Source organism: Alteraurantiacibacter lauratis, from assembly GCF_037154155.1.
GTDB lineage: Bacteria > Pseudomonadota > Alphaproteobacteria > Sphingomonadales > Sphingomonadaceae > Alteraurantiacibacter > Alteraurantiacibacter lauratis.
In genome coordinates, this window is record NZ_JBANRN010000006.1 from 42690 (window position 1) to 55267 (window position 12578).

12 protein-coding genes and 1 pseudogene are annotated in these 12578 nt (G+C 64.4%); 5 read left to right on the top strand and 8 right to left on the bottom strand.

From position 1 onward, the window contains the following. Window positions 1–79: 79 nt before the first annotated feature. Both purS and purQ read left to right on the top strand, forming a co-directional pair. Window positions 80–331: a phosphoribosylformylglycinamidine synthase subunit PurS gene (gene purS / locus WFP39_RS07535; protein WP_336918723.1), complete on the top strand. Its 252-nt coding sequence runs from the start codon at window positions 80–82 to the stop codon at window positions 329–331. Continuing rightward, window positions 331–1002 carry a phosphoribosylformylglycinamidine synthase subunit PurQ gene (purQ, locus tag WFP39_RS07540; protein WP_336918725.1) on the top strand — a complete coding sequence of 224 codons (672 nt, stop codon included), beginning with the start codon at window positions 331–333 and terminating at the stop codon, window positions 1000–1002. The genes purS and purQ overlap by 1 nt, the downstream gene beginning before the upstream one ends. Before the next feature lie 83 nt (window positions 1003–1085). Here purQ and WFP39_RS07545 read toward each other — a convergent pair whose 3' ends face one another. The 4 genes from WFP39_RS07545 to glmU form a co-directional block, all read right to left on the bottom strand. Next, the gene (locus WFP39_RS07545) at window positions 1086–3389 is read right to left on the bottom strand and encodes a putative bifunctional diguanylate cyclase/phosphodiesterase (RefSeq protein WP_473829097.1); all 2304 of its coding nucleotides are present in this window, start codon (window positions 3387–3389) and stop codon (window positions 1086–1088) included. Between the two features lie 105 nt (window positions 3390–3494). After that, entirely contained in the window at window positions 3495–5318 is a 1824-nt protein-coding gene (gene glmS, locus WFP39_RS07550; RefSeq protein ID WP_336918728.1) for a glutamine--fructose-6-phosphate transaminase (isomerizing), read from the bottom strand. A 102-nt stretch (window positions 5319–5420) separates the two neighbouring features. Beyond that, window positions 5421–5732: a hypothetical protein gene (locus WFP39_RS07555; RefSeq protein WP_336918730.1), complete on the bottom strand. Its 312-nt coding sequence runs from the start codon at window positions 5730–5732 to the stop codon at window positions 5421–5423. Then, on the bottom strand, window positions 5729–7093 hold the full coding sequence (glmU, locus tag WFP39_RS07560) for a bifunctional UDP-N-acetylglucosamine diphosphorylase/glucosamine-1-phosphate N-acetyltransferase GlmU (protein ID WP_336918732.1): 1365 nt from the start codon (window positions 7091–7093) through the stop codon (window positions 5729–5731). The genes WFP39_RS07555 and glmU overlap by 4 nt, the downstream gene beginning before the upstream one ends. Window positions 7094–7153: 60 nt before the next feature. Between glmU and WFP39_RS07565 the strand changes: the two genes are divergently transcribed. Then, on the top strand, window positions 7154–7840 hold the full coding sequence (locus WFP39_RS07565; protein WP_336918733.1) for an HAD-IA family hydrolase: 687 nt from the start codon (window positions 7154–7156) through the stop codon (window positions 7838–7840). Here WFP39_RS07565 and WFP39_RS07570 read toward each other — a convergent pair. The 4 genes from WFP39_RS07570 to WFP39_RS07585 are packed head-to-tail and all read right to left on the bottom strand — an operon-like array spanning window position 7827 to window position 10841. Beyond that, on the bottom strand, window positions 7827–8177 hold the full coding sequence (locus WFP39_RS07570) for a DUF2794 domain-containing protein (RefSeq protein WP_336918735.1): 351 nt from the start codon (window positions 8175–8177) through the stop codon (window positions 7827–7829). The genes WFP39_RS07565 and WFP39_RS07570 overlap by 14 nt on opposite strands. After that, the gene (epsC, locus tag WFP39_RS07575) at window positions 8177–8899 is read right to left on the bottom strand and encodes a serine O-acetyltransferase EpsC (RefSeq protein ID WP_336918737.1); all 723 of its coding nucleotides are present in this window, start codon (window positions 8897–8899) and stop codon (window positions 8177–8179) included. Before epsC ends, WFP39_RS07570 begins: the two co-directional genes overlap by 1 nt. A 30-nt stretch (window positions 8900–8929) precedes the next feature. Then, the gene (locus tag WFP39_RS07580; protein ID WP_336918739.1) at window positions 8930–9538 is read right to left on the bottom strand and encodes a P-loop NTPase family protein; all 609 of its coding nucleotides are present in this window, start codon (window positions 9536–9538) and stop codon (window positions 8930–8932) included. A gap of 28 nt (window positions 9539–9566) precedes the next feature. Then, window positions 9567–10841, bottom strand: a complete 1275-nt coding sequence (locus WFP39_RS07585) for a heavy-metal-associated domain-containing protein (protein WP_336918740.1) — start codon at window positions 10839–10841, stop codon at window positions 9567–9569. Between the two features lie 69 nt (window positions 10842–10910). Between WFP39_RS07585 and purM the strand changes: the two genes are divergently transcribed. Together purM and purN are read left to right on the top strand one after the other, a co-directional pair. Further along, a complete protein-coding gene (gene purM / locus WFP39_RS07590; RefSeq protein ID WP_336918741.1) occupies window positions 10911–12008 on the top strand; it encodes a phosphoribosylformylglycinamidine cyclo-ligase in 1098 nt (365 codons plus the stop codon). After that, window positions 12001–12567 (top strand): annotated as a pseudogene (gene purN / locus WFP39_RS07595) (phosphoribosylglycinamide formyltransferase); the annotation flags it as partial. The gene purM and the pseudogene purN, both read left to right, overlap by 8 nt. Between the last annotated feature and the right edge of the window lie 11 nt (window positions 12568–12578).

Here is a 12578-nt window from a genome sequence, read left to right on the forward strand (position 1 = left end):
CCTCTTGCCCGTTGGCCGGGCAAGCGTCATAGGCGGTGGCACTGGTTCCGACTCCATTACGCACGAAAGTGATCCGCCCATGAAAGTCCGCATCTTCGTCAATCTGAAGCCCGGCGTGCTCGATCCGCAGGGACGCGCGGTGCATCATGCGCTGGAAGGGCTGGGTTTTGAAGGCGTGGCCGATGTGCGCATTGGCCGGCTGATCGAAATGGATGTGGCCGACAGCACCAGCGACGAAGCGCTCGACGATATGTGCAGCAAGCTGCTCGCCAATATGGTGATCGAGAATTACCGCATCGAGAAGCTGCCCGAAACGGCCGGAGCGGCCTGATGCGCGCCGCTGTCATCACCTTTCCCGGCTCCAATTGCGACCGCGACATGGCGGTGGCGATCGAAAGGATTTCGGGCCGCGCGCCGCTGCGCGTCTGGCACGGCGATGCCGAATTGCCCGATGGGCTTGATTTCATCGCCCTGCCCGGCGGCTTTTCCTACGGCGATTATCTGCGTTCGGGCGCGATGGCAGCGAAAAGCCCGATCATGCGGGGCGTGATCGCCGCGGCTGCGCGCGGCGTGCCGGTGCTGGGCGTGTGCAACGGATTTCAGGTGCTGACCGAAGCCGGACTTCTGCCGGGCGCGCTGATGCGCAATGCGGGGCAGACCTTCATCTGCCGCACCGTGGCGCTGAAAGTGGAAAACAGCCAGTCACTGTTCACCACCCGCTATGCAGCGGGGCAGGTGATTCACATCCCGGTGGCGCATCACGACGGCAATTACTTTGCCGATGTCGATACGCTCGACAGGCTGGAAAGCGAAGGTCGGGTTGCGTTCCGTTATGCCGAAAATGTCAACGGCTCGCAGCGCGACATCGCCGGGATCCTGAACGAAGGCGGCAATGTGCTGGGCATGATGCCGCACCCCGAACGCGCGATTGAGGCCGCCCACGGCGGCAGCGACGGGCGCGCAATGTTCGAAAGCGTATTCGCCAGCCTGAGCGTGGCCTGATTTTCAGCGCCCGCCCGCAGCGGGGGCAGCTTGCCTGCCCGCCTAGCGAGGACGAAGGCCCGGATGGGCCTTCGAAAAGATAATTAAGCCGCGGCGGTGTTGCGGCGCTTCACCACCAGGCTGCGGGCTTCCAGCGCGCCCATCGGGCGGCCAAAATAGTAACCCTGGATCTTGGTGCAGCCCATGTCGCGCACCAGCGCCGCCTGTGCCGCATCCTCCACGCCCTCGGCCGTGGTGGACATTTCCAGGCTTTGCGCCATGGCGACCACGGCGTTGATGATGGCAAGGCTTTCCTGGCTGCCCTGCGCCGCGCCCTGCACGAAGCTGCGGTCCACCTTGATCGTGGAGAAGCGCAAAGTGCGCAGATAGCCGAGCGAGGAATAGCCCGTCCCGAAATCATCGAGCGCGATTGAACAGCCCAGCGCCAGCACTTCCTCCAGTGCCTGACGCGCGGTGCGCCCGTCGCGCAGGAACACGCTTTCGGTAACTTCGATTTCCAGCCGGTGCGCGGGCAAGGCCGCATCGCCAAGTGCGCGCACCACGGTCTGGGCAAAGCGCGGATCGAGCAATTGTTCGCCCGACACATTCACCGCCACCTTGATGTCTTCGGGCCAGGCCATCGCATGGCGGCACGCTTCGCGCAGCACCCATTCGCCAATCGGCACGATCAGGCGCGTATCCTCGGCCAGCGGGATGAACTTGGCCGGGCTGACAAAGCCGTGATCCTTGCTGTTCCAGCGCAGCAGCGCCTCAAAACTGACCACGTTTTCGCTGCGTGCATTCACCACCGGCTGGAAATGCAGTTCCAGCTCCTGCTTGCCGATGGCTGTGCGCAAAGAGGCTTCGAGCTTCAGCCGTTCCTGCGCGTTGCTGTGCAGCGCAGGCATGAACTGGCGATGCTTGCCGCCGCCATCGTCCTTGGCCTGATACAGCGCCAGATCGGCATTGCGCATCAGCGCTTCCACCGTCGCCCCATCACGCGGGCCGATGGCAGAGCCGACCGATGCGCCGATATACAGCGTGTGATTGTCCACCAGATAGGGTTCGGACACGGCCTTCACGATGCGGTCGGCCACTTCCTCCACATGCCCGCTGCGCGATGCGTCGCGGATGACCACCGCAAACTCGTCTCCGCCGAGGCGGCCCACCTGCTCGTTCTTGGTCATCACCGATTGCAGGCGCGCGGAAACCTGCGCCAGCAGCCGGTCGCCCACATGGTGGCCCAACGAATCGTTCACAGCCTTGAAGCGATCAAGATCGATCATCAGGAAGGCGCAGCGCGTTTTCCATTGCGCGGCATAGCGCAGCGCTTCGGCCAGACCTTCGGTCAGCATCAGGCGGTTGGGTAGGCCGGTCAGCGTGTCATAGCGGGCGAGATAGGCGATCTTCTCGGACGATTCGCGTTCCTGCGTGACATCCGAACCCACGCCGCGGAAGCCGGCAAAATTGCCCTCCTCGTCCAGCAGCGGCGTGCCCGAAAGTTCCCACCAACGGCGGCCCGCAGGCACTTCCACCTGCACTACCAGATCAGCGAAACTTTCGCGGCGGCGCAGCTTTTCAGCCAGTTCGTGCAGCGACGCGGGAAGGTTGCCCGAATTCCACCCCGGCCCAGCCAGCATTTCCATGAACAGCTTGCCGTCCACGTCGCGCGCTTCGCGACTCAGTGCATAGGCAAAGCGCGGGCTGGCGCCGCGAATGCGGCGTTGCGTATCTATCTGCCACAGCCAATCGGCCTGATGCTCCTCGAACTCGCGCAGAAGCAGCGAGACGACCTCGTCCTTTTCGGCGACCCCGGCTTCGGCTATCCGAGCGGTCAGGAATGTCTTGGCATTCTCGATCGACCCCGCCACGATCACGAAGCCGTAGAGGATGCAGGACGCTGCGAGCAGGTAATCGCCGGCAACAAGGAACGAGAAGAGACCCGCCGCCCCGCCGATCACCGCCCAGGTCAGCGTGATGACGGGGGCCTGCTTCAGCTTTACCGCCGATCCCGCCACCAGCATGGCCACCAGCATCCACAATGTCGCGTGTTCCCCCGGATCGCCAAAGGGGACGAAAACCAGCAGGGTCATGCTCCACGCCGTTGCAAGCCCGGCAATCGAGAGACAATGGCGGTTGAATTCGGCCCGCGTCATCAGTCGCCGGTCAAGCGTGGCAAGCTGGCGTTCAATCGTCAGCACATGTCCCAACGCCAGAGCCAGGGCAATTACCCACGCACCCAGCAGCAGCGCCGAGACATTGCCAAGGAAAAGCGAGACGGTAATCAGCGCCGCCACCGAATGGCCGACCACGCGCACCAGCGCGGAATTGAACAGCTCGCGGTATTGCACCACGCGCAGGCGCGCCCAATCCCCTTCGCAGGGGTCCTTGAAGCCCAGCACCTCCATCACGCCAAGGCGCAATGGCAGTCCCGGAAGTCCTGTTACATCTTCAGCCACGCATCGGGGAATAACGCGCAAGCGTTAGCGACGCGTAAAGCCGACCGCGCGGATTCACTCCACCGTGACGGATTTTGCCAGATTGCGCGGCTGATCCACATCGGTGCCCTTGAAGCAGGCGACATGGTAGGCCAGCAACTGCACCGGCACGGCATAGACCAGCGGCGCAATCAGCGGGTGGACACGCGGCATTTCGATGGTGGCAAGGCAGCCCGCGCCCGCCTCTGCCAGCCCTTCGGCATCCGAAATCAGCACGATCTTGCCGCCGCGCGCGCGCACTTCCTGCATGTTGGAGACGGTCTTTTCGAAATGCGGGCCAGATGGCGCGATCACGATCACCGGCACCGCCTCGTCGATCAGCGCGATGGGGCCATGCTTCATCTCGCCGGCGGCGTAGCCTTCGGCGTGGATATAGCTTATTTCCTTGAGTTTGAGCGCCCCTTCCAGCGCCAGCGGAAAATCAGGGCCGCGCCCCAGATACAGCACATCGCGTGCCGGGGCGATCAGCGGGGCCATCGCCTTGATCTCGTCATCATGTTCCAGCGCCAGGTTGAGGCTGGCGGGCGCTTCCATCAGATGCGCGACGATCTCGGCTTCTTCCGCCGCGCTCATCCGGCCCTTCTTGACCGCAAAATGCGCAGCGAGCGCCGCCAGCACGGCCAATTGGCAGGTAAAGGCCTTGGTGCTCGCCACGCCGATTTCCGGCCCGGCATGGGTGGGCAAAAGCAGATCGGCCTCGCGCGCCATGGTGCTCGTGGGCACATTGACCACCACGGCAATCGTCTGGCCTGCCGCCTTGCAATGCCTGAGAGCCGCCAGCGTATCCGCCGTCTCCCCGCTCTGGCTGATGAACAGCGCGAGGCCGCCTGCGGGCAGGATCGGGTCGCGGTACCGAAACTCGGAGGCGAAATCGATGTCCACCGGCACGCGGGCAAAGCTTTCGAACCAGTATTTGGCCACCATCGCCGCGTAATAGCTGGTGCCGCAGGCGACGATGGTGATCCGGTTCACCGCCGAAATGTCAAAATCGATCTGCGGCAGGGCAACCTGCCTTTCGAGCGGACGCAGATAGGATCGGAGAGTTTGCGCCACCACGGTGGGCTGCTCGAATATCTCCTTCTGCATGAAGTGCTGATACGGCCCCTTCTCGATCGCTGCCGCGCTGGCGCCCGATGCCACGACGGGCCGTTCCACGGGGACACTGGCCGCATCGTGAATGGCAATGGAATCGCGGGTGATTTCCACCCAATCGCCTTCTTCAAGGTAGATCACCGATTGCGTAAGCGATGCCAGCGCCAGCGCGTCGGAACCGAGATAGTTTTCCCCGTCGCCCAAACCCACCACCAGCGGCGAACCCAGCCGCGCGCCGATCAGCAGATCGGGATGCGAACGAAAGGCAATCGCCAGCGCAAACGCGCCGCGCAGGCGCGGCAGGACGGCGGACACGGCTTCACGCGGGGATTTGCCCGCCTCGACCTGTTCGGAAATCAGATGCGCCACCACCTCGCTGTCGGTCTCGCTTTCAAAGCGGCGGCCGCGCGTTTCGAGTTCGGCGCGCAGGGGCGCAAAGTTCTCGATGATGCCGTTGTGCACGATGGCGACTTCCCCGGTCGCGTGCGGGTGCGCGTTGCGCGCGGTGGGTGCGCCGTGCGTGGCCCAGCGTGTGTGGGCAATGCCTACCAAGCCGGGCGCGGGATTGGCGGCCACTTCGCGGACCAGATTGGCCAGCTTGCCCTCGGCCCGGCGGCGCACCAGCGCGCCTTCGTGCACGGTGCAGATGCCCGCCGAATCATAGCCGCGATATTCCATCCGCCGCAGGCCATCGATCAGCCGATCCGCAACCGATTCCTTGCCGACGATACCGATAATTCCGCACATGCTGGTCTGGCTTTCTCTAGAGGATACAGGGGACGCGGATGCCGGCCAATTCTGCCGGGAAATCCTTGGTATTTCGTATGATCACAGCAAACCTGTTTCCGTCTAGTGCGGAAAATTGGTGTCTACGAAGGTATAGGCAAACTGCACCGGGTCCGGTTCATCCAGTGCCTGCTGGGCAAAGTTGGCGCGGCCCATTTCCCACACCTCGGCAATGGCCGCCTCCATGCCAGCGGGAAATTGCATCCGCGCCGCCACGATCTCACGCCAGCTTCCAGCCTCGCCGAATATGTGCCGGAAATGAGGCTCCGCCGCGGTCAGCCAGTCTTCATTCGCCTGATCCAGCGCGCCGATGGCCGACAGGACATAGGAATCGAGCAGGCGCAGAAAAGGCTTGCCTTCATAGCGATCGCTCATTTCTTCAGGCCCTCTTTCTTCTTTTTCATCGCGTCGTGAAACCGGTCGGCCCAGCCAGGCTTCACCAGCTGTTCGGCGCGCACCATGCGCAATTCGCCATCAGCCACATCGCGGCTGACCGCGCTGCCCGCCGCCACGATGGCGTCTCGCCCGATCGTGACCGGCGCAATCAGCGCGGAGTTGGATCCGATGAAGGCCCCCTGCCCGATCACCGTCCGGTGCTTGAAATAGCCATCGTAATTGCAGGTGATCGTGCCCGCGCCGATATTCGCGCCCGCCCCCACCGTGGCATCGCCCAGGTAGGTGAGGTGATTGGCCTTGGCCCCTTCGCCCATCGTCGCGTTCTTCACCTCGACAAAATTGCCGACCTTCGCGCCCGCCTCCAGCACCGCACCGGGCCGCAACCGGGCATAGGGGCCGATCTCCACCCCTTCGGCCAGCGTCGCGCCTTCCAGATGCGAAAAGGCGCGGATGCGGACATTATCCGCCACCACAACACCTTTGCCGAAGACCACATGGGGTTCCACCAGCACATCGGCGCCCAGCACGGTGTCGTGGCTGAAAAACACGGTTTCGGGCGCGATCAGCGTGGCGCCCTTGGCCATCGCCTTGGCGCGCATTCCTTGCTGAAAGCGCATTTCCGCATCGGCCAGTTCGGCACGGCTGTTGATGCCGGCCACTTCGTCCGCATCAGGCGTCACCACCACGGCGCAGGGCACATCGGCGGCAATCGCGATATTGACGATATCGGGCAGGTAATATTCGCCCTGCGCATTGGCATTGCCGACCTTTTCCAGCAGCGTGAACAGGATATCGCTGCGCACCGCCATCAGGCCCGAATTGCACAAGGGGCAGGCGCGCTCCTCCTCGCTCGCATCCTTGAATTCGACCATTTTCAATATGCGGTCGCCATCCGCCAACACGCGGCCATATTGCCGCGCGTCCCACGGCTTGAAGCCAAGCACAACGGCGGCAGGCGCGTCCTCGGCGTGGAGACGCTTGAGCATCGCCATCATCGTTTCGGCGCGCACAAAGGGCACATCGCCATACATGATGAGGACATCGCCCACGAAGCCTTCCAGCGCCGCGCGCGCCTGCATCACCGCATGGCCGGTGCCCAATTGCGGATCCTGCACGGCATAGGAAACGGCATCGCCCAGAAAAGCCTGCACCTGCTCGCGCGCCTCGCCCACCACCGCCACGGTGCGGGCGGGGCCGATGCGGGCGACTTCGTCCAGCAGATGCGCGATCATCGGCTTGCCGCCGATTTCGTGCAGCACCTTGTGCTTGGCACTGTTCATGCGGGTGCCCTTGCCCGCGGCAAGGACCACGGCGGCGACCGGGCGTTCAGCTTCCATCATGCGCGCAGCAATGCCACCAAATCATTGCGGATTCCACTCAGGCAAGGCAGATCGGCGGGGATGACAGCAATTCCCTTTCGCATCGTCGGCTTTGACCTGGACGGAACGCTGGTCGATTCGGCGCTTGATCTGGCCCCGGCCGTCAACCACGCGCTGCGCGCCGCGGGGCGGCCCGAAGTCTCGCTGGAGACCACCCGTTCGCTGATCGGCGGGGGCGCACGGCGCATGCTGGAACGCGCGCTGGATGTCACCGGCGGCGCGGTGGAGCCGGCACATTTCGAGGATCTGCACGAACGCCTGCTGGAACATTACACCGCCAATATCGCGGCCAATACGGTGCCCTATCCCGGCTGCCTCGATGCGCTTGATGCGCTGGCGACGCACGATGTGCAGCTGGCCGTCGTGACGAACAAGGCGGAAGATCTGGCCCGCCTGCTGCTGGGCGAACTGGGGCTGACGCACCGCTTTGCCAGCATCATGGGCGGCGACACGCTGGGCCGCGAGCGTGCGAAGCCGGCGCCCGACATGATTCACGAAACCGTGGCACGGCTGGGCGGCGGGCCCTTTGCGATGGTGGGCGATTCGACCTTCGATGTGCTGGCGGCCAAGAATGCAGGTGTGCCAGTTGTGGGCCTGTCCTTCGGCTATCACGATGTGCCGCCGCACGAATTGGGGGCGGATTTTCTGATCGACCATTTTGATGATCTGATGGAAGCGCTGCGCCGCCTTGGTGCTAGACCAGCTTGACCAGACGCCGTTCCACCGGGGCAAGCACGCCCGACAGATCGTGTCCGCGTTTCAGCACCTGGCCGTGTTCGCCAAACAGCGCCCACATGCCCTGCCGGTTGCGCAAGGCGGGGCGCTTTTCCAGCCGCATTTGCGGCACATCGGCTGTGCGGCGGTAGGCGGCAAAGACCGCGTAATCCTTGGTGAAGTCCATCGCGTAATCGCGCCATTCGCCCGCCGCCACCATGCGACCATACAGGTCGAGTATGCGCGACAGTTCGGCCCGGTCAAAACCGACCTGCGCGTTTGCATTGGGTCGGGGAAACGGGACGAGCGTGAAATCGCCCGCTCCGCTCATCAGGCGGCGTTCCCCGTCTTGCGGCGGCGTGCAGCCGGAGCGGCAGCCGGTGCCGTGGCATTGCGCAGCGCCGCCAGTTCCGCTTTCAGTTCAGCCAGTTCACGCTCCAGCTTTTCCACCCGCGCCTCGGCCCCGCCGCGCAGTTCTTCGCACGGTTCATCGCAGGGCGTGCCATAGGGAATGAATTCGCGCAGCCAGGTTTCGGCCGGCACCAGCGTGGAACGCGCCTTGAGGCCGATCATCGTTGCGCCTTCGGGCACATCGTCGGTGACCACGGCGTTGGCGCCCACGCGCGCCCGTGCGCCAACGGTGATCGGGCCAATCACCTGCGCGCCGGATCCGATGATCACATTGTCGCACAAGGTTGGATGCCGCTTGCCGCCGATGCCATTGGTCGGATTGGTTCCGCCCAGCGTGACGCATTGGTAGATCGTGACATTGTCGCCAATCTCCGCCGTTTCGCCGATCACCGTAAAGCCGTGATCGATGAACAGGTTGCGCCCGATCTTCGCGCCGGGATGAATGTCGATTGCGGTCAGCCAACGCGACAGATGGTTGACGAAGCGGGCGAGGAAATAGAGCCGCCCTTCGAACAGCCAATGCGCCAGGCGGTGAAAAGCCATGGCCCATACGCCGGGATACAGCAGGATTTCCCAGCGCGAACGCGGGGCGGGATCGCGGGCACGGATGGAATCCAGATAGCTGATCAACCGGTCGAACATCTCACCCTCCAGCTTCCCACCAAACCTGCATCAAAGCAAGCGCGGCTCGTCCGGGCCGTGCAAGGCTTCCAGCGCCGCGCGCCAGATACCGGGCGAAGGTGGGGATTTTCTTTCCAGAGACAAGCGGTCGATCATCGCCACCAGCGCTTCCAGATCGGCAAAGGCGCGGCCCGCCCGCGGCACCAGATAGGCCGCTGCATCGGGCCCCAGCACCAGCCCGCGCTCTGCCGCCATCGACAGCAGCAGTTCGCCCGCCATTGCATCATCGGGTTGCCCGATTTCCAGTTGCAAGGCCGCGCCCAGCCGCGATCGCAGATCGGGCAGCGCGATTTCCCACGGCGGCTCCCCGCCAACGATCAGCAGCGGGGTGCCGCTTTCCTGCGCGCGGTTCCAGCGATGGAACAGCGCGTCCTCGGCCAGCCGATGCGCATCATCAATCGCCTCGCCCCGCCCGCCAGCAGCGAACCAGCGCGCCAGCAAACTCTTGCCCGAACGCGGCAGGCCGGTGAGAACGGCGGTGTGGAATGGCCAGCTTTCCGGATGGGCCAGTGCATCGGCCACATGGGCATTGGCCGTGCCGATCACGATGCGGGCCGGCCCGGTTCCGGCAAGCGACAAAGGCAAGGCAATCTGTGACATGGCGAAGTGCCAGAGGCTTTACGCCCGATCAGCGCGAAATGGCGAGGGCATTGTTGCCGACCGTCACCTGCCAACCGGCGGCGCGCAGGGCTGCGGCCAGATCCTGCAGGCTGCCCGCATAATTCACCTGCACCACCGACGTGCCGCCAATCGCGGTGCTGGAAACCGACAGGCCGCGCACCCCGCCTATGCTGCGCAGACCTGTCAAAGTCGCATCGAAACTGCGCGCATCGGGCGTTGCAGCCTGCACAATGATGGCGCTGACCGTCGGCGCCTGCACCGGCTGCGTGCCAGCTTGCCCACTGTCTGCGGGCAGGGTGAGTTGCGGACGCGTCGGATCTTCGGTTGCAGAGACTTCGGCGGCACGGCCCGCCTCGATCAGCGCGCGGATTTCCGGACTGATCTCGATATTGTCGAGCGTCAGGGTTGGGTCGGGGCGCAGCGTGCCATCGGCCAATGCACGCTGAAACAGTTCGTCAAACCGGGCAACAGCACGGCGCAGCATATCGGGCAATTGGGCGGGGCCATCCGCGCGCATGGTGAATTGGGCAAGGAAGCGGTTGTCCGGCCCGTAACGCGCGGTGAAATGGCCGGTGATCGGGCCGCCGGGCCACGCATGTTCCAGCCGCGCCACCGGCACCAGCACATCGGCGGCACCGAATTGGTCGAGCACGCTGTTCCACCACGCACGGCTGCGCCGCCCGGTCTGCCCGAATGTCAACAGCAGCGATTCGCCTCCCGCACCCGATGGCCGCACATAGTCCACGGTGGAGGAGCCGAACTGGTATTCCGCCCAGGCGCGCTGCCACGGATTGCGGTATTCGAACATCGTCGCGCTGCCCCCGGTCAACATCACCGGCAAGGTCAGCATGGGGGCCGACCGCGTCCGCGCCCCGCCTGCGCCCAGAAGGGCACCCGCACGGCTTCGGTCAAAAATGATGCCAAGCCGCGCAATATAACGGCGAGGGCCAAGCCGCTCTTCCTCCACCACGATGGCCGAAACCAAACTCTGCAACCGCGAATCGGGAATGGAAGGCCCGTCAATCCGCGCCCAGGCCAAGCGTTGCGCCTCCAGCCAGCCCTTCTCGCGTGCATCCTGCGGGTTGTCGCCGGTCACATTCACTTCGATGCCCGACACCTCGATATCGGTGGAGCTGGCAACGGGCGCGATCCCGCGCTCGCCCGCAACCTGCGCCCACAGGCTGGCCGCGCCCAGCACCGCCAGCACCAGCAGCACAGGCGCGGCAAAGCGCCAGCTGAAGCGTTGCGATTGCGGGAAAGAGTGGCGGGCAATGGTCAGCATCGGGGAAATCGCAGCCCTTCTGCCCAAAGGCGAGTGGAAATCCAAGCAGGAATGCGCCATTGGCCGTGCATGACTTCGAACTCATCCTCTTACACCTATGAACAGGCGGGCGTCTCGATCGATGCGGGCAACCGGCTGGTGAAAGCCATTGGCCCGCTGGTGAAGGCCACCGCCCGCCCCGGCGCGGACGGCGAGATTGGCGGCTTTGGCGGCTTTTTCGACCCGCGCGCGGCGGGCTACAAGGATCCTCTGCTGGTGGCCGGGAATGACGGCGTGGGCACCAAGGTGAAGCTCGCCATTGATCACGACAGGCATGATGCCATCGGGATCGATCTTGTCGCCATGTGCGTGAACGATCTGATCGTTCAGGGCGCGGAACCGTTGTTCTTCCTCGACTATTTCGCCACCGGCAAGCTGGATAACGGCGTTGCCGAACGGGTGATTGCGGGTATTGCCGAAGGCTGCAAGATCGCGGGCTGCGCGCTGATCGGCGGCGAAACGGCGGAAATGCCGGGCATGTATGCCGCCGGGGATTACGACCTTGCCGGTTTCTGCGTCGGCGCGGTGGAACGCGGCGAGCAATTGACAGGCGACCGCGTGGCGCCGGGCCATGTGCTGCTGGGCCTTTCCTCCAGCGGGGTGCATTCGAACGGCTATTCGCTGGTGCGGCGGCTGGCGGCGGACAAGGGCTGGGCGATGAACCGCCCCGCTTTGTTCGATGCCGACCGGCTGCTGATCGATTACCTGATCGAACCGACGCGCATTTACGTCAAAAGCCTGCTGCCGGTGATCCGCGCAGGGCATATAGATGCGCTGGCGCATATTACCGGCGGCGGCCTGCTGGAAAACGTGCCGCGCGTGCTGCCTGCCGGTGCCCATGCCGTGATCGATGCCGATAGCTGGGAACTGCCGCGCCTGATGGCCTTCCTGCAGGCGCAGGGGAACATTGAACCACCCGAAATGGCGCGCACCTTCAACACCGGCATCGGCATGGTTCTGGCCGTTGTGCCTGAAAAGGTCGACCTGGTGACCACTCTGCTGACCGAAGCGGGCGAGACCGTCCACCGCATCGGCGAGATCGTGGAGGGGCCGAAGGGCTGCACGGTCAGGGGATCGGTCGAAACCTGGTCGGCCAAGTCGGCGTGGGAAGCCACGCACAATGCCTAAGGCAAAGGTTGCCTGCCTGCTTTCGGGCAATGGCACCACCATGTCGGCGCTGCTGTTCGCCTCCAAACTGCCCGGTTGCCCCTACGAGATCGTGCTGGTGGCGAGCAATGTGCCCGAAGCTCCCGGCCTTGGCATTGCGGCGGCGGAAGGCATTGCCACCTTCGCCCACAGCCATCGCGGGATGGAGCGTGAGGCACATGAAGCGATCATGGATGCAGCGCTGCGGGCGGCCGGCGCGGAATATCTGGCGCTGTGCGGCTATATGCGGGTGCTGACCCCTGCTTTCGTGGCCGGGTGGGAGGGGCGCATGGTCAACACCCACCCCTCACTGCTGCCGAAATACAAGGGGCTGGACACGCACCAGCGCGCGATTGACGCGGGCGACCGTTACGGCGGCTGTTCGGTGCATGTGGTGACGGCGGAACTGGATGGCGGCCCCGTGCTGGGTCAGATGCCGGTGGCGATTTTGCCCACCGACACGGCCGAAAGCCTGGCGCGCCGCGTCCTGCTGGCCGAATACCAGCTTTATCCGCGGATGTTTGCCGATTACGTGGCGCGCCGCTGATCCCG

Bases quoted from the DNA above. Each gene is read 5' to 3' on its own strand.
- WFP39_RS07555 (WP_336918730.1), bottom strand. From the start codon at position 5,732: ATGAGCGATCGCTATGAAGGCAAGCCTTTTCTGCGCCTGCTCGATTCC.
- epsC (WP_336918737.1), bottom strand. From the start codon at position 8,899: ATGTTCGACCGGTTGATCAGCTATCTGGATTCCATCCGTGCCCGCGAT.
- WFP39_RS07580 (WP_336918739.1), bottom strand. From the start codon at position 9,538: ATGTCACAGATTGCCTTGCCTTTGTCGCTTGCCGGAACCGGGCCGGCC.
- purQ (WP_336918725.1), top strand. From the start codon at position 331: ATGCGCGCCGCTGTCATCACCTTTCCCGGCTCCAATTGCGACCGCGAC.
- WFP39_RS07585 (WP_336918740.1), bottom strand. From the start codon at position 10,841: ATGCTGACCATTGCCCGCCACTCTTTCCCGCAATCGCAACGCTTCAGC.
- glmU (WP_336918732.1), bottom strand. From the start codon at position 7,093: ATGATGGAAGCTGAACGCCCGGTCGCCGCCGTGGTCCTTGCCGCGGGC.
- purS (WP_336918723.1), top strand. From the start codon at position 80: ATGAAAGTCCGCATCTTCGTCAATCTGAAGCCCGGCGTGCTCGATCCG.
- purM (WP_336918741.1), top strand. From the start codon at position 10,911: ATGACTTCGAACTCATCCTCTTACACCTATGAACAGGCGGGCGTCTCG.
- WFP39_RS07545 (WP_473829097.1), bottom strand. From the start codon at position 3,389: ATGGAGGTGCTGGGCTTCAAGGACCCCTGCGAAGGGGATTGGGCGCGC.
- WFP39_RS07565 (WP_336918733.1), top strand. From the start codon at position 7,154: ATGACAGCAATTCCCTTTCGCATCGTCGGCTTTGACCTGGACGGAACG.
- WFP39_RS07570 (WP_336918735.1), bottom strand. From the start codon at position 8,177: ATGAGCGGAGCGGGCGATTTCACGCTCGTCCCGTTTCCCCGACCCAAT.
- glmS (WP_336918728.1), bottom strand. From the start codon at position 5,318: ATGTGCGGAATTATCGGTATCGTCGGCAAGGAATCGGTTGCGGATCGG.